Genomic DNA, 20,159 nt, shown 5'->3' with positions numbered 1-20,159 from the left:
TGCTCACAGCGAGCCGCCGCTGTCCACCACCAGGTCGGTGCCGACGACCGAGGCCGCGTCGTCGGAGGCCAGGTAGAGGACGGCTGCGGCGACCTCCTCGGTGGCGGAGATCCGGCCGAGCGGGAGGGTGGCCTTCGCGCGCTCGGTGCGGTCGGCGTCCGTCTCGCCGGGGCGCAGCGACATCGAGGTGGCGGTGGCGCCTCACGATCGCGCCGCGCCGGTATCTGGGCCTGAGGACCCAGTGGGTGAGCGCGGTGCGGACGAGGCTACGGCCCTTACCGATGTCATGATTTCGCTCTCATCAGCATGACATAGGACCTATGATCGAGCTTGTGAAGATCGTGAAGCAGATCAAACTGATGCCGGATGCCGCGCAGGCACCGGCATTTGAGCGCACCCTGCCCGCGATCAACGATGCGGCCAACTGGGCGTCCCAGATGGCGTTCGAGCACTTCGGCCTCAAAGGAAGCGTCCGTGAGCTGCGGAAGTTGTGTTACGGCGAACTCAAGGCCCGGGGCTTCGGGGCGCAAGCCGCTCAACACATCATCAAGCGCGTGGCCGATGCCTATACGGCGCTGCGAGCGAACATCCGGGCTGGAAACCTGGGGCCAGAGAAGTCCAAGCGGCGCCGCAAGGCGGAGTCCAAGCCGATCGTCTTCCGTCCGCACGCCGCGCACACGTACGACGACCGCTGTCTGTCGTGGAACTACGATGCGCAGACCATGAGCATCTGGACTTTGGACGGCAGGGTCAGGAACATCCGCTTCGCCTGTTCCCCGGAAGTGCTCAAGGAGCTTGCCGAGCACCGCCAAGGAGAGTCCGACCTGGTGTTCCGGGACGGCAAGTGGTTCCTGACAGCCACGTGCGAGGTGCCCGAGCCCGAGGTGTTCGAGCCGAAGGACTTCATCGGCGTGGACCGGGGCATCGTCAACCTTGCCACCACCAGCGACGGGGACAACCACCAGGGCAGGCGCCTGGGCCGCTACCGGCGCTGGCAGGCTCGCAAGCGGGCCGAACTCCAGGCCAAGCAGACTCGCTCGGCCAAGCAACTCCTCAAGAAGCGGGCGAGGAAGGAAGCCCGCCACGCCACCCACGTCAACCACAAGGTGGCCAAGGAAGTCGTTGCTGTCGCCCAACGCACCGCGCGCGGGATCGCCCTGGAAGAACTCCAGGGCATCCGCGAGCGGGTCACGGTTCCCCGCGACCAGCGAGCACGACTCTCTTCATGGCCCTTCCACCAACTCGGCGCATTCATCGCCTACAAGGCGAAGCGTGCCGGTGTGCCGTTCATCGAGGTTGACCCGGCCTACACCTCGCAGCGCTGCCCACGCTGCAGCCACACCGAGCGGGGCAACCGCCCCACTCGGGACCACTTCCACTGTCGTCGGTGCGGCCTCGCTGGGCCGGCTGATGTCGTCGCCGGGGTCAACGTGCGCACCCGCGCACGCTCGGCGTGGGTATTCGTCAACATGCCCGATTCGGTCCCGGCGATATAGCCGGGACCGGTAGATGTGACCCGTGACCGCCCTGTCGTAGGGGGCAGTCAGGAGCATAAGCGGAGCCCTATCCGGAGTGAGTCGACAAGCTCAGTCCTTTGGGGCCGAGTCGTTGACATACAGCTCGTGCTTACTGCCGACGACGTCGCCTTTTAAGCGCTTCGCGTCTCATACGCCGCCACCCGCACCGACTCGTCGTCCAGGCACTGCCCGGTCTCCAGGTCGAAGCGCTGCTTCAGCAGCGGCGAGGCGACGAACGGGCGGCCCTGGTGGGTTCCGGTCAGGCCGCGGGAGAGGACCGCCGCGCCACCGAAGGGGTCGCGGTTGTCGATGGCGTAAAGCTGGTCGGCGCGGTCGCGAAAGACGGCCACCTGGCGGCCGTCCGGCAGCAGGGCCGCAACGCCCCGGCCGGGCACCAGCCGGTGCAGGTCGCAGACCGTGAACCAGCCGTTCTCCAGTCGCAGTTGAACCTTCAGGTCGGTCGTCTCGGGTGCCAGGGTCATCGCTGGGCGCTTCCTTCCAGGGGGCGGTGGCCGATGGTCAGCAGCGGCAGGTCGGGCTTGATCTGGTCGCGCTCGGGCACGAAGCCGACGACCGGGTCGGGGGTGTCCGGCGCGTTGACGAAGGACACGAACCGGGCGAGCTTTTCCGGGTCGTTGATGGTGGTCGCCCACTCGTCGGCGTAGTGGGCCACGTGGTCCGCCATCAGGGACTCCAGCTCCTCGCAGATGCCGAGGGAGTCCTCCACGACCACGTCGCGCACGTGGTCCAGGCCGCCGGGGATCCGCTCCAGCCAGGTCGAGGTGCGCTCCAGGCGGTCGGCGGTGCGGATGTAGAACATCAGGAACCGGTCGATCAGGCGGACCAGTTCGGCGTCGGACAGGTCCTGCGCGAGCAGGTCCGCGTGGCGCGGGGTGGCGCCGCCGTTACCGCCGACGTACAGGTTCCAGCCGTTGGAGGTGGCGATCACGCCGAAGTCCTTCGACTGGGCCTCCGCGCACTCGCGGGCGCAGCCGGAGACCGCCGACTTGAGCTTGTGCGGGGAGCGCAGGCCCCGGTAGCGCAGCTCCAGGTCGATAGCCATGCGGACCGAGTCCTGGACGCCATAGCGGCACCAGGTCTGCCCGACGCAGGACTTCACCGTGCGCAGCGCCTTGCCGTAGGCGTGGCCGGACTCGAAGCCGGCGTCCACCAGGCGGGTCCAGATCAGCGGGAGCTGCTCGACCCGCGCGCCGAACATGTCGATCCGCTGACCGCCGGTGATCTTCGTGTAGAGGCCGAAGTCGCGGGCGATCTCACCGATCACGATCAGGCCCTCGGGGGTGATCTCACCGCCGGGGATACGCGGGACGACCGAGTACGAGCCGTTCTTCTGCAGGTTGGCGAGGAAGTGGTCGTTGCTGTCCTGAAGGGCCGCCTGCTCACCGTCCAGGACGTAGCCGCTCACGCCGATCGTCGGTGCGAGGGAGGCGATGATCGAGCCCACCGCCGGCTTGCAGATCTCGCAGCCGTCGCCGCCCCGGGCGTCCTCGCGGCCGTAACGGTCGAGCAGGTCCTGGTACGTGTTGATACGGAGCGCGAGGACGATCTCGTACAGCTCCTCGCGGGTCTGGGAGAAGCAGCCGCACAGGCCCTTGTCGACCTCGACGCCGGAGGCCTCCAGTTCGGCGGTGACCAGCTGGCCGAGCACCTTGACGCAACTGCCGCAGCCCGTACCGGCCTTGGTGCACTTCTTCACCTCGGGCACGGTCGTGCACCGGTGGTCGCTGACCGCGCCGCGGATCGTGCCCTTGGAGACGTTGTGGCAGGAGCAGATGATCGCCTCGTCCGGCAGTGCGGACGGACCGAGCTGGGCCCCCGAGCCCGCTCCGGCGGGCAGGACGAGCGACTCGGGGGAGATGGGTGGGACGGAGCCGGTCAGGGCGCGCAGGGTGCCGTAGGCGTCCGCGTCGCCGACCAGGATGCCGCCCAGCAGCGTGCCGTCGCGGCCGATGACCAGCTTCTTGTAGAGGCCCGCGCGGGAGTCGGAGTAGACGACGTCCAGGCAGTCCTCGGTGGTGCCGTGCGCGTCGCCGAAGGAGGCCACGTCCACGCCGAGCAGCTTCAGCTTGGTGGAGAGATCGGCGCCGGTGAAGGACGCTTCATCGGCGGCGATCGTGGCCGCCGCGGTCTCCGCCTGGTCGTAGCCCGGCGCGACCAGGCCGTACACCCGGCCGTCCGCCGCCTGCGCGCACTCGCCGATCGCGAACACGTGCGGATCGGCGACGGTACGGCACTGCTCGTCGACCGTGATGCCGCCGCGCTCGCCGACGGTCAGGCCGCACTCGCGGGCCAGCTGGTCGCGGGGGCGGACACCCGCGCTGAACACCACCAGGTCGGTGGCCAGCTCGGAGCCGTCGGACAGCTTCATGCCGGTGACGGCACCGGCCTCGTCGACCACGATCTCCTGGGTGCCCACGCCCGTGTGGACGGTCAGGCCCATGTCCTCGATGGTGCGCAGGAGAGCCGCGCCGCCGCCCTCGTCGACCTGCACCGGCATCAGGCGGGGCGCGAACTCCACGATGTGGGAGGTGAGTCCGAGACCCTTGAGCGCGCCGGCCGCCTCAAGTCCCAGCAGACCGCCGCCGACCACGGCGCCCACCTGGGCCTTCGCCTTCGCGTACGCCTCGATCGCGAGCAGGTCCTCGATCGTGCGGTAGACGAAGCAGCCCTCGGCGTCCTTGCCCGGGACCGGCGGCACGAAGGGGTAGGAGCCGGTGGCGAGGACGAGCGTGTCGTACTCGAAGACCTGGCCGGACTTCGCCGTGACCGTCTTCGCCGCGCGGTCGATCGTCTCCGCGGGGTCGCCGACGTACAGCTCGATGCCGTGCGTCTCGATGAACTCCATGTCGGTCATGGAGAGTTCCTCGGGTGTCCTGCCCGAGAAGTACGAGGTGAGGGCGACGCGGTCGTACGCGGGACGCGGCTCCTCGCACAGCACGACCACGCGGTGCGTGGCGGTCAGGCCGCGCTCGGCGAGCGCTTCGAGGAAGCGCTGGCCGACCATGCCGTGGCCGACGAGCACGATCGTGGGGGTGGCCCCCAGGGTGGCGGTCATTCAGGAGCCTCCATCGTTGGTGAGCAGGTGGAGCAGGGGGCCTTCGTCGGGGAGCGGCTCTGCTCCCTCCCAGGCGCGGGCGAGCGCGCCGACGGTGCCGAGTTCGCCGACGAGGACCCCGCCGACCAGGCGGTCGTCGCGGACGACGACCTTGCGGTAGGTGCCCCGGGTGGCGTCGGTGAGCTGCACGACGTCGTCGCCGGGGCGGGGCTCGGTCTCGCCGAACGCGGCGAGGTCGAAGGGGGAGTCGGGACCGGTGAGCGTCAGCCGGGTCAGCGCGCGGGTGCCGGTGTACCGGGCGTTCGCGTCGCCCGCGAGCAGCTCGGCGAGCAGGTCGGCCTGTTCGAGGGCTGGGGCGGCGAGGCCATAAACCGTGCCGTCGTGCTGGGCGCAGTCGCCGATGGCGTGGATGTGCGGGTCGGAGGTGCGCAGCTGGTCGTCGACGAGGACGCCGCCCCGGACGGCGAGGCCCGCCTGCTCCGCCAGACCCGCGCGCGGCCGCACCCCGCAGGCGAGGACCACCAGATCGGCGTCGAGGGCGTACCCGTCGGCCATCTCCACCGAGCGGACCGCGCCGCCGACGCAGCGCACGTCCCGCACCCGGCACTCGGTGTGCACCTCGACGCCCAGATCCTTCAGGTGCCGCAGCACCAGCCGGGACGCGTTCGGGTCGAGCTGGCGTTCCATGAGCCGCTCGGCCTGCTGGGCGAGGACCACCTGCGCGCCGCGCACGGCCAGCGCACGGGCCGCGGAGACCCCGAGCAGCCCGCCGCCGATGACGACCGCCCGCACACCCGGGCGTACCGCCTTGGACAGGCCCAGGCAGTCGTCCATCGTGCGGAACGCGTGGACGCCCTCCGGTAGCTGGTGGTCGGGCGTGAACAGGCCGCGCAGCGGCGGCAGCACGGGGTTGGAGCCGGTGGCCAGCACCAGCGTGTCGTATGCGATCGACGAGCCGTCGGCGCAGTGCAGCTGCCGCGCTGTGCGGTCGATGCCGGTGACCCGGGTGCGCACCAGGCCGCCGGGCGTCGGGAGGGAGATCACCTCCGGGGCGTACCGGCCGGCCAGCACCTCGGCGAGCAGCACCCGGTTGTACGGCCGGTGCTCCTCATCGCCGACGAGCAGCGCGGGCATGCCCAGCTCGCCGAGCCGCCGGGCGAGCCGTACGCCCGCGAGGCCGGCGCCGATCACCACCACACGCGTATTCGAGGTCATGCAAAGGAGCGTGCGGCCCCGACGTTACCCGGCCGCATCACTCCTGTTTCCCACGAGGAACGCTGCCCTCAGCAGGGGCGGACCGGCGGTGTGAGGGTCCCGTACGCGCACCTCGGAGCGCTGTGAGGGTCAGCGGCTGCCCGTCAGATGGGCGAAGACCACCACGTTGCCCTGGTAGCCGGTGGCCCTCGAATAGGCGCCGCCGCAGGTGATGACCCGCAGCTCGGGGCGCCTGGCCGCGCCGTACACCTTCTCGTCGGGGAAGTTGCGGGCCGCGTACACCTCCACCGCGTCCACGGTGAACACGGCGGTGCTGCCGTCCTCGCGGTCCACCTCGACGACGGCGCCCCGCTTCAGGCCGCCGAGGTTGTAGAAGACGGCGGGGCCCTCGGTGTTGTCGACGTGGCCCGCGACGATCGCGGTGCCCGTCTCGCCGGGCGTGGTGCCGGCCTCGTACCAGCCGGCGAGGTTCTTCTCCGCGGCGGGCGGCACGTCCAGGCTTCCGGAGCCGGTGAGCGCGAGGCCCATGAGCGGGGCGTTCACCTTGATCGCGGGGATGCGGATCCGGGTGGGCGGGGACGGGTCGAGCGCGGGGGCCGTGAGCCGTTCCTCGCCCGGGTCGGGGCGGCCCTCGGCGGCCGTCGGCTGCGGCGGCGCGTGCGTGGCGGCCCCCGTGCCGAGCAGCCACACCGCCGAGCCGAGGGCTGCGACGGTGACCGCGGCTATGGCGGTGTCCCCGATCCTTCGCATACGAAACCCTCTCCGGAGGCGAACCTCCCGCGAGGCGGGACCTGGGTGGATCCCTGAAACCTGGGTGGATCCCTGAACGGGACCCCCGTCCCCCTCCGAGCCACGAGGGGCATCGGACCCGGAGGGGGTGGGACTTGCGGTACCGGCGGACGGACAGCGGAGGGTGTCCGTCAGATCCCGTCGCCTCTCGCCCGGCGATGCAGGAGCCAGGTACCGCCCGCGGCGGCGACGGCCAGAGCCGCCACACCCGCCGTGGTATGCACGGGGTCGGTGCCGAGTGCGCCGCCGACCCCCGTCTTCACGCTTCCCCGCGGCTGCACCTGCTCGTGCGCCGCGCCCAACGCCACGACCAGGTCGCCCGTGACCTGCTTGGTGCCCTCCGCGCACTGCGCGACGATCTCGTACGTTCCCGGCTGCGCGCTGGGCGGCACCCGGAACTGTCCGATCGCCTCGCCCTCGTGCGTGCTGGGCGCCAGCGTGAAGGTGCCGGCGCCGACCGCGCCCGCGTCACCGACCGCCGTGCCCTTGTCCCCGCACGCCGCCGTGTTCACCGTGACCTGGCTGCCCGGCATGGTGGTGGACGGGTACACCTGCAGACTGCCGGTCCCGCCGTAGGCCGGTGCCGTGGCGAGTCCTGCCGCGGCGACGGCGAGCGCGGTACCGGTCAGCAGACGGGCGGTGCGTCGCATGGTGCTCCCCAGGGCTGGTCCGACTCGTTGATCCGACTCGTACAGGGGGCGCGGCCCCTGCCCTTCCGAGGAAAGTCGTACTCGCGCCCGCCCGCTTCCTGACGGCTCGTCAGAAATGCGATGAACGGGTGGCGCCCATGCCCCCCGCACGGCCTAGTCGGGACGAATTACGGCAGGTCATGGACGTGCGTGAGGATCAGTATGAAAATGACACGAATGGCGCGGCGATCGCCGGTGAACGGGTGACCGACGCGCACTGCCTCACGGATCGTCAGCCTTGCGCAACACCGTCGGTGCGATGGGTCGCCGCGAGAAGGGTGAATGCATATGGACGTGTACCTAGAGGCGACCATCGCCCCGCTTGATCCCGCTGAGCGGGGAAAGGTGGTGGTCGGCTGGTTCGAGGCGACGCTCTCCGGGCCGCTCGCCGATCTCGTCTGGCAGGAGGAGCGCGCTGAAACGGGCGTGTACACCAGGACCTCTGTGTGGCCGTCCGAGGGCCGGCAGCGCATTCACATGCCTCACTTGGGAAGGAATCGCCATCGCCTGAACACGGAACTGGCGAAGAGTCCGGAGTGGGCCATTACGGAATTCTATGGCGAGGATGTCCTGGGCAGGGTGCAGTGTTCCTACTTCGCAGCCGAGGGAGAGTGGTCCCAGTTTGTCGTAGCCCTTGAAGCCGGCGCTTCAAGGCTTGCCGACTCCGCGTACTGCACAAGTCTCGTGGACTTCCTCGCTCAGGCACTTGACGATCTCGACCCGATCTTCGCCCGTATTGAATACGACGTCTTTTCGGACTGGTCCAACATTGAGGCCGTTCTGAACCGGGGCCCCGACGAGTCTCTCCCGGAAGGGCGGGAGTTCCTGCGTGGCTATGCGTGGGTGACCGTGTGTCCTGAAGAGTTGGCTGAGCGACTGGGTGGCTCCGCGGCATTGTCCGTTTGCGGGGCGTTCCACCAAGTCGTCCCGCTCCGGGCCGGCGGGGTGCTGCTGCAGGCTACGGAGACCCTGGCCGGTTACACGGATGAGGCGATGGAGCGGGTATTCAGAGCCATCGCCCCCGTGCTTCCCGAGGGCGAGCCGTGCCCCGACCCAGCACACCCGGAACACCGCTTCGTGCCCTTGGATGCCGCCCAGCTTCGCTGAACGCCGCAGCGCGAGGCGGCCGCCCCGGTCCCAGTCAACCGAAGCGGCCGCACAACGCACATCAGTGCAGGCTCAGTTCACGTTCACCGCGCTCCAAGCCGCCCCCACCGCGTTGTACTCCGCACTCCCCGCGCCGTAGAGGTCCTTGGCCGCGTTGAGGGTGGCCGTGCGGGCGGCCTTGTAGTTCGTGGAGGACGTCATGTAGACCGTCAGCGCCCGGTACCAGATCTTGCCGACCTTGTCCCGGCCGATGCCGGTGACCGTCGAGCCGTTGTAGGTGGGGGAGTCGTAGCTGACGCCGTTGATGGTCTTCGCGCCGCTGCCCTCAGAGAGCAGGTACGCGAAGTGGTTCGCGACGCCTGACGAGTAGTGGACGTCCAGATTCCCCACCGACGAACTCCAGTAGTCCGCCGAGTTCCCGTCCTTGGACGGCCTGTCCATGAAACGCAGGGCGGGCTTGCCGAAGCCGGACTTCACGATCTTCTCGCCGATGAGGTAGTCACCGGGGTCGGACGGGTTGTTGGCGTACCACTCGACCATCGTGCCGAGGATGTCGGAGGTGGCCTCGTTGAGTCCGCCGGACTCGCCCGAGTAGGTCAGCGCGGCGGTCTTCGAGGTCACGCCGTGGGACATCTCGTGCCCGGCCACGTCCAGCGCGACCAGCGGCCCGAAGGTGCTGCCGTCACCGTCGCCGTACGTCATGCAGAAGCAACTGTCGTCCCAGAAGGCGTTGTTGTAGCTGTTGCCGTAGTGGACGCGGTTGTACGAGCCCTTGCCGTCGCCCGCGATGCCGCTGCGGCCGTGGACGTTCTTGTAGTAGTCCCAGGTCTCGTTGGTGCCGTACTGGGCGTCGACGGCGGCCGAGGAGCGGTCGGCGGTGGTGCCCGTGCCCCAGTGGTTGTCGGCGTCCGTGAACAGCGTTGCGGGGGCCCGGCTGAAGCAGATGCCGAAGAAGCACAGGTCGGTCTTGTTCTCCGCGTCACCGGTGTAGGTGTTGCCGCGGGTCGGGTCCTTCAGCTGGTACGAGGAGCCGGACTGGGTCGTCTCCAGCGGGACCGTTCCGCCGTACAGCGACTTGCCGTCGCCGGTGGCCGTCTCGATGCTGTCCCAGGCGTCGATCTGGGCGCCGGTACGGGCGTCGGTCAGCACGGTCCGGGCGACCGGGTTGCCGAGCGAGTCCTGGCCGACGGCGTTGGTGCGCCAGGCGAGCTTCGGCGCGCCGTGCAGGGCGTCGACGACCAGCTCGGGCTTGGCCTTCAGGTTCTTCAGCGTGTCACCGAGGTTGACGGCGCGCAGCGCGTTCACCGCGAGGTCGGCGGCCTTGGGGGCCGACACCTCGGGGACGATCGAGGACAGGGTGATACGGCTCCGGGTCGCCCGGTCGGCGCTGCGGAAGGTGCCGCTCGGAGCGAGGTGGACCACGAAGTCGCCGCCGAGCACCGGGAGTTGGCGGTAGGTGCGCTCGTAGCGGACGTGCTGGGTGCCGTTCCGGTCGACGATCACGTCCCGGACGCTGGTGTCCTGGGCGGAGGTCAGGCCCAGGCTCGCGGCGTGCGCCACGAGGGCGGAGGCCGCGTTCTCGATGGCTCCGGCCCGGGTCGGCCGGGTGTCGGCGTGGGCGGCGGGGGAGAGGGCGGCGGCCAGCAGGGTCGCGGTGGTGGCGGCGACGCCGGCGGTGGCGAGACGACGGGTTCCTCGGACGTGCAGACGTATCCGACTCATCTGTCTCCTTGGGGAGGCGCCTTCGAGGCGTGGGGGGCAGGCGTGGGGGTGGCGCTGAGTTCGACTGAGATTTAAGGGCGCATGACATGTCATGTCCATAGCGGCGTCATGGAGATGTGTGCGAAGTCGGAGGGGGTAGAGAATCGTTTCCGTGATCGCTCCGGACCATCGAGACCCGCTGCCGTTCTTCGTCTACGGCACGCTTCGCCCCGGCGAGCCCAACCACGACCTGTTCCTGCGCGGCCGCACGCACACGGAGGAACCGGCCCGGCTCCCGGACGCGGTGCTCTACGACGGCCCCGGCTATCCCTACGCCGTCGAGGCCCCCGGGGAAGCGGTCAGCGGGGACCTGGTCACCGCGCTCCCGGAGGCCTACGGCCGGCTGCTCGCGGAACTCGACCGGCTGGAGGAGTACGCCCCGGGCGACCCGCGCAACCTGTACGAGCGCGTCGCCCGGGACGTCGTACGCGCCGACGGCACGGCCGTCCGGGCCTGGGTCTACGTGGCCGCGCCGCGCATCGCCGGCCGGCTGCGGGCCCGGGGGCGGCTGATTGCGGGCGGGGACTGGCTCGCCCGCAGCTGACTCAGCCCAGCAGCGTGATCCCCTCGGGCACGGCGATCCCGAACTCCTCCTCCACCACGCGCCGTGCCTCCGCCTCGTCGGTGAGCCTGCGCTCGGTCACCGTGCCGTCGGCCCGGGTCTCGATCAGCCGGTCGCCGTCGAGGGCGAGGTGCCGTTCGGGAGTGGTCCGCTGCAGGTAGGGGCGGTGGGTGAAGGGGGAGCGGGGGTTGGTGCCGACATGCCAGTTGAACACCTCGAAGTCGGGCGCGACGAACGGCTCCATGGTGAACACGTACTGGCTCACCCAGTCCCGCGCGTCCCGGTCGTACGTCTGCAGTGCCCACAGCTCCAGCGGCCCGCCGTGCGGCAGATGCACGAACCGGTGCCTGCGCCCCGCACCCTCGAACTCCTCGCCGACGGTCAGCGGCACCGGCGCCAGCAGCGCCCCGGCCGCCCCGAACCCGACGTCCGCCAGATACGGCCGCGGCTCACCCGGCACCTCCACCCGCAGCGTCATGTGCGTACGAGGCCGGCTCTCGGGCGTCTCCGCCCCCAGGACGACCCGGCCCGCCAGCCCGGTCACGCCGAAGCCGAGCGCCTCCAGGGCCAGCCTGAGCAGGGTGTTGTGCTCGTAGCAGTAGCCACCGCGCCGACCGCGGACCATCTTGGCCATCAGATCGCACGGGGCGAGGGACGGAGCCCTGCCCGACAACGGGTCCAGGTTCTCGAAGGGCAGGGACAGCGCGTGGGCCAGGTGCACACCCCGCAGGGTCGCGAGATCGGCCCGCCTGCCCCCCTCCCATCCGATGCGCTCCAGATAGGCGTCGAGGTCGAACTGCTCGGTGTCGGACATACCGCGAACCTACGCGAGCCCCACCCGCCACCACCGCGTCCCGCGGACGGAACCGCGCTACTCCTGCGGACCTAGGGCCCCTGTCACACCGGCCGGACGGCCTCCACCCGCACCGCACACGTCTTGAACTCCGGCATCCGCGAAGTCGGGTCCAGGGCCGGGTTGGTGAGGGTGTTGGCGCGGCCCTCACCCGGCCAGTGGAAGGGCATGAAGACGGTGTCGGGGCGGATGGCGGTGGTGATGCGGGCGGGTGCCACGGCCCGGCCGCGCCGGGAGACGACCGCCACAGGGTCGCCCTCGGCCGTCCCGAGCCGGGCGGCCAGGCGCGGGTGCAGCTCCACGAACGGGCCGGGTGCGGCCGCGTTCAGCTCCGCGACCCGCCGCGTCTGCGCGCCCGACTGGTACTGCGACACCACCCGGCCGGTCGTCAGCAGCAGCGGATACTCCGCGTCCGGCTCCTCCGCACTGGCCCGGTGCGTCACGGGCACGAATCGCGCCCGGCCGTCCTCGGTGGCGAAACGGTCGAGGAAGAGGCGGGGGGTTCCGGGGTGTACGTCGGGCAGGGGGGCGGGGGACACGTCGGCGGCGTCGGCTTCGGCGGCCTCGGCGTCGCCGGCCGGATCCTCCGGCAGCGCGTCGAGCCGCGCGTCCTCGCCGTCGTCGGTGCCGGAGACGTCGTCGGCGCCGGCGGTGGTACGGCTGTCGGTGTCCGCCCGGGTCGGGTCGACGGTATCGGCGGTGGTACGGCCGTCGGTGTCCGTTCCGGCTTCGCCCTCGGCGGGGCCTGCAGGGCTAGCGTCCGCAGGGGCTGCGCCCGCAGGGCTTGCATCCGCAAGGCTCGCGTCTGCCGGGCTTGCGCCCGCAGGGCCTGCCGGACATGGCCAGAACACCCCGTTCTCCTCCGCCAGCCGCCGGTAGGTGATCCCCGAGTAGTCCGCCGGGCCGCCCGCGCTGGCCCTTCGCAGCTCCTCGAAGACCTCCTCGGGGTCGGTCGGGAAGCCCTTCTCCACGCCCAGCCGGGCGGCCAGCTCGTGCAGGACGTGCAGGTCGCTGCGGACCTCCGGCGGCGGGGCGATCGCCTGCCGGCGCAGCAGCACCCTGCCCTCCAGACTGGTCGTCGTGCCCGTCTCCTCGGCCCACTGGGTGACCGGCAGAACGACGTCCGCCAGCTCCGCCGTCTCCGACAGCACGACGTCCGCCACCGCGAGGAAGTCCAGCGAACGCAGCCGCTCCTCGACATGGGCCGCGCGCGGCGCCGACACCACCGGGTTGGACCCCATCAGCAGCAGCGTCCGGACGTCCGTGCCGAGCGCGTCCAGCAGCTCGTACGCACTGCGCCCCGGCCCGGGCAGCGAGTCGGGGTCCACGCCCCACACCTCGGCCACGTGCCGCCGCGCCGCCGGGTCGTCCAGCTTGCGGTAGCCGGGCAACTGGTCGGCCTTCTGGCCGTGTTCCCGTCCGCCCTGCCCGTTGCCCTGCCCGGTCAGACAGCCGTACCCGGACAGCGGACGGCCCGCCCGGCCGGTCGCCAGGCACAGGTTGATCCACGCGCCCACCGTGTCCGTCCCCTTGGCCTGCTGCTCCGGCCCGCGCGCCGTCAGCACCATCGCCGACTCCGGCTCGCAGAACAGCCGCACCGCCTCCCGCAGCTGTGGCACGGACACCCCCGTGATCCGCTCCACGTACTCCGGCCAGTGCGCCATCGCCGCCGCCCGTGCCTCCTCCCAGCCGGACGTGCGCTCCTGGATGTACGCCTCGTCCGTACGGCCCTCCGCCACCACCAGGTGCAACAGGCCGAGCGCCAGCGCCAGATCCGTCCCCGGACGGGGCGCCAGGTGCAGGTCCGCCTGCTCGGCGGTCCGCGTGCGGCGCGGGTCCACGACGATCAGCGTGCCGCCGTTCTCCCGCAGCTCGCTGAAGAACCGCAGCGACGGCGGCATGGTCTCGGCGAGGTTGGAACCGACGAGGATCACGCACCCGGTCTTCGGGACGTCCTCCAGCGGGAACGGCAGCCCCCGGTCCAGACCGAACGCCTTCGTGCCGGCGGCCGCCGCCGACGACATGCAGAAGCGGCCGTTGTAGTCGATCTGCGAGGTGCCCAGCACCACCCGCGCGAACTTGCCGAGCGTGTACGCCTTCTCGTTCGTCAGCCCGCCCCCGCCGAACACCCCCAGCGCATCGGGGCCGTACCGCTCCCGCGCCGTCCCGAGCCGCTCGGCGATCAGGTCCAGCGCCTCCTCCCAGGAGGCGGGCACCAGCCGGCCGCCGGACCGCACCAGCGGCGAGGTCAGCCGCACCGCCGACGACAGCACCGCCGGGGCCGTACGACCCTTGCCGCACAGTGCGCCCCGGTTCACCGGGAAGTCCGCGCGCTCGGTCACCTCGACGCCACCCTGCGGCAGGGGCGTGATGTTCATCCCGCACTGCAAGGCGCAGTACGGGCAGTGGGTGGGCGTCGAGGTGGTCTCCATGCCGACCAGCGTGCTTCGGGCGTGTTACGTCCCGTGACGGCTCCCTGTTACACGGCCGGGAAGCCGACCTCCCCGCCGGGCCGGGTGCGGCGTGAGGTACCGGTTTCCGTTCCTACTGCCGGTTCAGGGAACGGGTGACGCCTGCAGCGATCGTCGTCGCCAGCACCCAGCCGGTGGCGATCAGCAGATACGACAGCCACTGGTACCAGCCGCGCGGCGCGAACGCCGCCTCCTGGCCGAAGTCGATGATCGGCAGCAGCAGGTCGAGAGTGTAGAAGAGCGGGTTGAACGCGGGCGCCTCGGAGGGCTTGAGCGCGGACGGATGATGCAGGGCGAACGCGAGCGTGCCGGTGCACAGCAGCAACAGCAGCCAGCCCGCGGCCCGCATCGGGCGGAAGCCGTAGCCGACGGCCGCGTCCTGGAGGTAGCCCCACAGCCGGGCGTACGGCGGCAGGGTGCGGCGGTGACGACGGAGCTTGGCCAGCTGGACGGTGCGCGCGGCGGCGTCGTCGCCCACCGTGCGATACGCCGTGGTCAACTGCTCGTAGGGTTGGGGAAGATACCCGTCCGGCTCGCCTTCCAGCAGAGGAAGACGCTGCTCGGCCGGGAGGTGCGGGGTCAGGACGCGGTAGCTGAGCCCGTCGGTCTGGACCTGCCGGGGCCACACCTCGGGCGGCACATGCAACAGGTCGAACTGGGCACGGCGCAGATTGACCGACCCCTCGATCGGCGCGGCCTCCCGCAGCCACAGCTCGCCGACGACACTGCTGCTGGCGCGCAGAGCCCTGCCGCCCGGGTTGGACAGCCGGGCGTAGGCGAGATTGAGCTGACGGGGAATCCGGGCACCGCCCAGGTTGACCCGGCCACGGGTCCGCAGCCGCATGGCGTGCAGGTCGGTGCCGACCGTCAGCACCTCGGCGTGCAACGCGGTGTCTCCGGGGGCGTTCAGCTCCGCGTCGTTGAGGTTCACCTGATTGCGGACGACCGCCCCGTTCAAGTGCACCTTGCCGTGCGCGACCAGCCCGGGAGCCCACACGTCCGTGCCCACCTCGGCGTGGTTGAGCTGGAGCACGGGCTCCTCGGGAACCTCACCGGGCCTGCCGAGCCGCGCACCGTTGGCGAAGAACGCTCCGGCCAGCTTCGCCCCCTGGAGCCGTACCGGCCCCGTGACACGGCAGCAGGTGATCCGCACGACCCCTTCGGCGCGCAGACTCCCGGCCGTCAGCCCCGGCAGCACCGAGTCGCTCAGGACCAGAGCCACGACCTGTGCCCCGTACAGATCGGGCGCCTCCTCGAAGTGGCAGAAACGCAGCCGGACGGGATGGCCGACGGTGCCGTACTTGAGGTCCAGACACCCGGTGATCCGCGCGCCCGTCACCTTCAGACCGGCTATCCGCCCCTCCCGCACCGGCCCGTCCAGCAGCAGCTCCCGCAGCACCTCCGCCCGCAGGGTGCGCCCGGGACCCCACGAGGCGCCCTGCGCGGGGTCCTCGTCGTCGCTCTCCCGGAAGTCGACCCCCTCGCCGAGCGGGAAGGCGTCCCGGACGCGCCGCTCGGCCGGCGTCAGGTTCGTGATCTCCATGCTCAGTCCCGTGCCCCCGCCAGCGCTTTCGTGACCCCGTGCTCGCGTGGCCCCAGGAACGTCGGATCCGGATGGAACACCGCGTCCAGCGCTGCCTTGCCCGCCGCGAACACCTCGCGCGTGCCGCCGTAGTACCAGGTCGCATCGTGTTTGGCGTCGACCCCGATCCCGTACGAGTCCACCCCCGCGGCCTCGCACAGTGCCACCGCCCGCCGGATGTGGAACCCCTGGCTGATCAGCACCGCCCGGTCCACCCCGAAGATCTTCCTGACCCGCACACAGGAGTCCCAGGTGTCGAACCCCGCGTAGTCGCTGACGATCCGGTCGTCCGGCACCCCGTGCTTCCTGAGGTACGTGCGCATGGCGTCCGGCTCGTCGTAGTCCTTGCGGCTGTTGTCCCCGGTGACCAGCACGACCTTGATCCGGCCCGCCCGGTACAGCTTCGCCGCCGCGTCCAGCCGGTGCGCGAGATACGGCGACGGCTCCCCGTCCCACAGCCCGGCCCCGAACACCACGGCGACGTCGGTGCGCGGCACGTCCGCCGTCGTCCGCAGCCGGTCCGCCGTCGACACGTACAGCCAGGTGGCCGGCAGCAGCGACAGCACACACACGGCCATCACGGCCTGCACCAGCCGCCGCTGCCCCCTGCGCGTGCGCGGCAGCCGCGGTCGACGGATCTTCATACGGTCCCCCAGTGCTCGGTTCCCCCAGTGGTTGGTCCCCCAGAGATCGGTTCCGACCTTGGAGGACGCGCGGGACACCGATCCGGTTCGCCTCACATCGTGCATTCGTACGAAGTGAACGCACGGAAAATACCCGTGACGGCCCGGCAACGGCGGCGCAACCTCCCGGCGCCAGGATCCTTCCATGACGGCGTCGAACCCTCCTCGCGACGAGTCCCGCATCCACCTCGACAGCACGGCGCACCTCATGAACAGCATCAGCAGCCAGCTCGCCGGCCGGCTCCGGCTCGTCTCGCCGATCGGCCGCCGCCCGGCCCCGCCCGCCCTGGTCCTGGTCGCCCACGGCAGCCGCGACCCGCGCGCGCTCGACACCGTGCGAGCCCTGATGGACCGGGTACGCGAACTGCGCCCCGCCCTTCCCCTCCACCTGGGCCACATCGAGCTGAACGAGCCCCTGCTCCCCGACACCCTCGCCGCCCTCGGCTGCGCCCCCGCCGTCCTCGTCCCGCTGCTCCTCGGCCGCGGCTACCACGTCAAGCAGGACATCCCCGAGATGGCCGCCGCCGCACCCGCACGCACCCGCGTGGCCGCCCCCCTCGGCCCCCACCCGCTCCTGGTCGACGCCCTGCACACCCGCCTGACCGAGGCCGGCTGGCCCACCACCATGGATGCCACCACGCGCCGCTCGACCGCGGTCGTCCTCGCGGCAGCGGGCTCCCGCGACCCCGACTCGGCGACCGACACCCGCCGCACGGCCCGCCTCCTCGCCGACCGCCTCGGCGTCCCGGTGATCCCCGCGTACGCCTCGGCGGCGACCCCCACGGTCGAGACGGCCCTGCACGCCCTGGCAGCGAGGGGCCGCCACAGAGTGGCGATCGCCTCGTACTTCACGGCCCCGGGGCGTTTTGCGACGCAGTGTGCAGAGCAGGCTCCCTGGCTGGCTTCGGCTCCCCTGGGAGCCCAGGAGGCGATGGCCCGCCTGATCCTCCACCGCTACGACCAGGCACAGGCGGGCGCGGAGACTGAACTGGCCTCAGCCTGAAACAAGCGGCGAGGGCAACTCCCCAGGGGCGCGGGGAACTGCGCGACAAGCCACCCACAACCGGCACTCGCCCGAAAACAGAACTAGGCAGACGACTAGGCGCACCGCCACCCCCCATTTGTCACTGCCGCCCCTTACTGTCGAATCATGGAAGGCACCGCACAAGAAGACACCGCCTACGACCCGACGTCAGTCGACCGCTGGGCCCCCGAACCCGACAAACGCCCAGGCCGCACCGCCTTCCAACGCGACCGCGCCCGCATCCTGCACAGCGCAGCACTTCGTCGCCTGGCCGGCAAAACCCAGGTGGTCACGCCCGGCACACGCAGCCTCGCATGGGACGCCAGCCCCCGCACCCGCCTCACCCACTCCCTGGAGTGCGCCCAGGTGGGCCGAGAGCTGGGCGCGGCCCTCGGCTGCGACCCCGACCTGGTGGAGGCGGCCTGCCTCTCGCACGACCTGGGTCACCCGCCCTTCGGCCACAACGGCGAAGTCGCGCTGAACGAATTCGCCGACGACTGCGGCGGTTTCGAGGGCAACGCGCAGTCCCTGAGGCTCCTCACCCGCATCGAGCCCAAGCGCTTCACCCCTGAGGGCTCCGTCGGCCTCAACCTCACCCGTGCCGCCCTGGACGCCGCCACCAAGTACCCCTGGCCGCGCGGCGCCCACCCCACCGCCCCGAAGTCCCCGAAGTTCGGCGTGTACGAGGACGACCGCCCGGTGTTCGACTGGGTCCGCAAGACCGCCCCGGGCACCCGCACCTGCTTCGAGGCCCAGGTCATGGACTGGTCGGACGACGTGGCGTACTCGGTGCACGACGTCGAGGACGGCCTGCACGCGGGCCACATCGACCCCAACTGCCTGCACGCGGAGCCCGAGCGGCAGGCGGTGTTCGAGGTGGCCATCGGCCGCTACGTCCCCGCGGACACCGACCCGGCGGAGCTGGCCGCCGCCCTCGACCGCCTCCAGGACGAGGAGTGGTGGCCGCACGGCTACGACGGCACGGCGGTCGCCCAGGCCCGCCTCAAGGACGCCACCAGCCAGCTCATCGGCCGGTTCTGCCTGGCCGCCGAGACCGCCACCCGCGCCGCGTACGGCACCGGCCGGCTCACCCGCTACGGTGCCGAACTCGTCGTACCCCGCGAGACCCGAATGGAGTGCGCGGTGCTCAAGGCGGTCGCCGACCGGTACGTCATGCAGCGCGCCGAGCAGGAGCGGCTCCGTGCCGACCAGCGGGTGGTCGTCGCCGAGCTGGCCGAGGCGCTCACCGCCCGCGCGCCGGACGGTCTGGAGCCCCAGTTCCGGGCGCTGTTCGAGGAGGCACCCGACGACCATGCGCGCAAGCGGGTGATCGTCGACCAGATCGCCTCCCTCACCGACGCCTCCGCACGCTCGCTGCACGCGAGACTGACGGGGCATATGTGAGAGGAACGTGACGCAGGGTGGCCTGATCGGGGCACTCCCTCTTCCCGCAGCACGCTGCGTGCGGGACGCTCGCATGTGGCGGCACCCGCTGTGTTTTCTGAGGGGACACCCCTCAGACACCCCGTAGGAGGCATCAAGTGGTCGACGCGGATCAGACATTCGTCATCGTCGGAGGCGGTCTCGCCGGTGCGAAGGCGGCCGAGACGCTCCGGGCGGAGGGCTTCAGCGGCCGGGTGATACTGATCTGCGACGAGCGTGACCACCCGTACGAGCGCCCGCCCCTGTCCAAGGGCTTCCTGCTCGGCAAGGAGGAGCGCGACAGCGTCTTCGTGCACGAGCCGGCCTGGTACGCGCAGAACGACGTCGAGCTGCACCTCGGCCAGACCGTCGACCGGATCGACCGCGTCGCGAAGACCGTCCGCTTCGGCGACGACGGCACCCTCGTCCACTACGACAAGCTCCTGCTCGCCACCGGCGCGGAGCCCCGCCGCCTCGACATCCCCGGCACCGACCTCGTGGGTGTCCACCATCTGCGCCGCCTCGCCCACGCCGAGCGGCTCAAGGGCGTCCTCCAGCACCTCGGCCGGGACAACGGGCACCTCGTGATCGCAGGCGCCGGCTGGATCGGCCTGGAGGTCGCGGCGGCGGCCCGCGAGTACGGCGCCGAGGTCACCGTCATCGAACCGCTGGCGACCCCGCTGCACAGCGTGCTCGGCCCGGAGCTGGGCAACGTCTTCGCCGAGCTGCACCGCGAGCACGGCGTCCGCTTCCGCTTCGGCGTCCGGCTCACCGAGATCGTCGGCCAGGACGGCATGGTCCTCGCGGTGCGCACCGACGACGGCGAGGAGCACCCGGCGCACGCCGTCCTCGCGGCGATCGGCGCGGCACCGCGGGCCGCGCTCGCGGAGTCGGCAGGGCTGGAGATCGCCGACCGGGCGCACGGAGGCGGTGTCGTCGTGGACGAGCGGCTGTGCACCTCCGACCCGGACATCCACGCGGCCGGCGACGTCGCCGCGTTCCCGCTGGCGCTCTTCGGCACCCGGATCCGGGTCGAGCACTGGGCCAACGCCCTCAACGGCGGCCCGGCCGCCGCCCGCGCCATGCTCGGCAGCGACGTCGTCTACGACCGGGTGCCCTACTTCTTCACCGACCAGTACGACCTCGGGATGGAGTACAGCGGCTGGGCGCCGCCGGGCTCCTACGACGAGGTCGTCATCCGGGGCGACGCGGGCAAGCGGGAGTTCATCGCGTTCTGGATCAAGGAGGGGCGCGTCCTGGCCGGGATGAACGTGAACGTGTGGGATGTCACAGAGCAGATCCAGAACCTGATCCGTTCCCAGGCCCGGGTGAACACGGAGGCCCTGGCAGACCCGCACGTGCCCCTCGACAGCCTGGTCTCCTGAACCCGGAGGTGTCACTGCCGCCC

At 71.2% G+C, this 20,159-nt stretch carries 16 protein-coding genes and 1 pseudogene; 6 read left to right on the top strand and 11 right to left on the bottom strand.

The window, feature by feature from the left end:
* Positions 1-3 precede the first annotated feature (3 nt).
* A pseudogene (locus tag ACFY3C_RS33175) lies at positions 4-201 on the bottom strand (SDR family oxidoreductase); the annotation flags it as partial.
* Between the two features lie 119 nt (positions 202-320).
* Here ACFY3C_RS33175 and ACFY3C_RS33170 point away from each other — a divergent pair.
* A complete protein-coding gene (locus tag ACFY3C_RS33170) occupies positions 321-1,496 on the top strand; it encodes an RNA-guided endonuclease InsQ/TnpB family protein (protein WP_390773407.1) in 1,176 nt (391 codons plus the stop codon).
* 152 nt (positions 1,497-1,648) lie between these two features.
* Here ACFY3C_RS33170 and nirD read toward each other — a convergent pair whose 3' ends face one another.
* From nirD to ACFY3C_RS33145, 5 genes are all read right to left on the bottom strand, one after another.
* Positions 1,649-1,999: a nitrite reductase small subunit NirD gene (gene nirD, locus ACFY3C_RS33165; protein WP_386571998.1), complete on the bottom strand. Its 351-nt coding sequence runs from the start codon at positions 1,997-1,999 to the stop codon at positions 1,649-1,651.
* On the bottom strand, positions 1,996-4,593 hold the full coding sequence (gene nirB, locus ACFY3C_RS33160) for a nitrite reductase large subunit NirB (protein WP_390773406.1): 2,598 nt from the start codon (positions 4,591-4,593) through the stop codon (positions 1,996-1,998). The genes nirD and nirB overlap by 4 nt, the downstream gene beginning before the upstream one ends.
* Positions 4,594-5,808 (bottom strand): NAD(P)/FAD-dependent oxidoreductase, encoded by a 1,215-nt coding sequence (locus tag ACFY3C_RS33155; RefSeq protein ID WP_390773405.1) that lies wholly within the window; start codon positions 5,806-5,808, stop codon positions 4,594-4,596.
* Between the two features lie 129 nt (positions 5,809-5,937).
* A complete protein-coding gene (locus ACFY3C_RS33150; RefSeq protein ID WP_390773404.1) occupies positions 5,938-6,558 on the bottom strand; it encodes a class F sortase in 621 nt (206 codons plus the stop codon).
* 170 nt (positions 6,559-6,728) lie between these two features.
* On the bottom strand, positions 6,729-7,247 hold the full coding sequence (locus tag ACFY3C_RS33145) for a hypothetical protein (protein WP_386572004.1): 519 nt from the start codon (positions 7,245-7,247) through the stop codon (positions 6,729-6,731).
* Between the two features lie 327 nt (positions 7,248-7,574).
* Between ACFY3C_RS33145 and ACFY3C_RS33140 the strand changes: the two genes are divergently transcribed.
* On the top strand, positions 7,575-8,393 hold the full coding sequence (locus ACFY3C_RS33140) for a hypothetical protein (protein ID WP_390773403.1): 819 nt from the start codon (positions 7,575-7,577) through the stop codon (positions 8,391-8,393).
* A 72-nt stretch (positions 8,394-8,465) separates the two neighbouring features.
* Here the strand turns inward: ACFY3C_RS33140 and ACFY3C_RS33135 are convergent, their stop codons facing one another.
* Positions 8,466-10,115, bottom strand: coding sequence for a M4 family metallopeptidase (locus ACFY3C_RS33135; RefSeq protein ID WP_390773402.1), 1,650 nt, complete (start codon positions 10,113-10,115; stop codon positions 8,466-8,468).
* A 151-nt stretch (positions 10,116-10,266) separates the two neighbouring features.
* Between ACFY3C_RS33135 and ACFY3C_RS33130 the strand changes: the two genes are divergently transcribed.
* Positions 10,267-10,698: a gamma-glutamylcyclotransferase family protein gene (locus ACFY3C_RS33130; protein ID WP_386572019.1), complete on the top strand. Its 432-nt coding sequence runs from the start codon at positions 10,267-10,269 to the stop codon at positions 10,696-10,698.
* Position 10,699: 1 nt separating this feature from the next.
* Here the strand turns inward: ACFY3C_RS33130 and ACFY3C_RS33125 are convergent, their stop codons facing one another.
* From ACFY3C_RS33125 to ACFY3C_RS33110, 4 genes are all read right to left on the bottom strand, one after another.
* Positions 10,700-11,530, bottom strand: a complete 831-nt coding sequence (locus ACFY3C_RS33125; protein ID WP_390773401.1) for an arylamine N-acetyltransferase — start codon at positions 11,528-11,530, stop codon at positions 10,700-10,702.
* Positions 11,531-11,613: 83 nt separating this feature from the next.
* Positions 11,614-14,001, bottom strand: a complete 2,388-nt coding sequence (locus ACFY3C_RS33120; RefSeq protein WP_390773400.1) for a molybdopterin-dependent oxidoreductase — start codon at positions 13,999-14,001, stop codon at positions 11,614-11,616.
* A 112-nt stretch (positions 14,002-14,113) separates the two neighbouring features.
* The gene (locus tag ACFY3C_RS33115) at positions 14,114-15,583 is read right to left on the bottom strand and encodes a membrane-associated oxidoreductase (protein ID WP_390773399.1); all 1,470 of its coding nucleotides are present in this window, start codon (positions 15,581-15,583) and stop codon (positions 14,114-14,116) included.
* A 2-nt stretch (positions 15,584-15,585) separates the two neighbouring features.
* Positions 15,586-16,266, bottom strand: a complete 681-nt coding sequence (locus ACFY3C_RS33110) for a vancomycin high temperature exclusion protein (RefSeq protein ID WP_390773398.1) — start codon at positions 16,264-16,266, stop codon at positions 15,586-15,588.
* 184 nt (positions 16,267-16,450) lie between these two features.
* Here ACFY3C_RS33110 and ACFY3C_RS33105 point away from each other — a divergent pair, with 184 nt between their 5' ends.
* The 3 genes from ACFY3C_RS33105 (at position 16,451) to ACFY3C_RS33095 (ending at position 20,136) form a co-directional block, all read left to right on the top strand.
* A complete protein-coding gene (locus tag ACFY3C_RS33105; protein ID WP_390773397.1) occupies positions 16,451-17,308 on the top strand; it encodes a sirohydrochlorin chelatase in 858 nt (285 codons plus the stop codon).
* 147 nt (positions 17,309-17,455) lie between these two features.
* Complete coding sequence (locus tag ACFY3C_RS33100; protein WP_386572030.1) at positions 17,456-18,733, top strand: deoxyguanosinetriphosphate triphosphohydrolase; 1,278 nt, start codon at positions 17,456-17,458, stop codon at positions 18,731-18,733.
* A 137-nt stretch (positions 18,734-18,870) separates the two neighbouring features.
* A complete protein-coding gene (locus tag ACFY3C_RS33095) occupies positions 18,871-20,136 on the top strand; it encodes an NAD(P)/FAD-dependent oxidoreductase (protein ID WP_390773396.1) in 1,266 nt (421 codons plus the stop codon).
* Positions 20,137-20,159: the final 23 nt, after the last annotated feature.

The sequence above is a fragment of the Streptomyces sp. NPDC001410 genome, assembly GCF_042895235.1.
Taxonomy (GTDB): Bacteria; Actinomycetota; Actinomycetes; order Streptomycetales; family Streptomycetaceae; genus Streptomyces.
The sequence above is the reverse complement of the archived record's forward strand: the minus strand, read 5'-3'. Positions and strand labels throughout refer to the sequence as shown.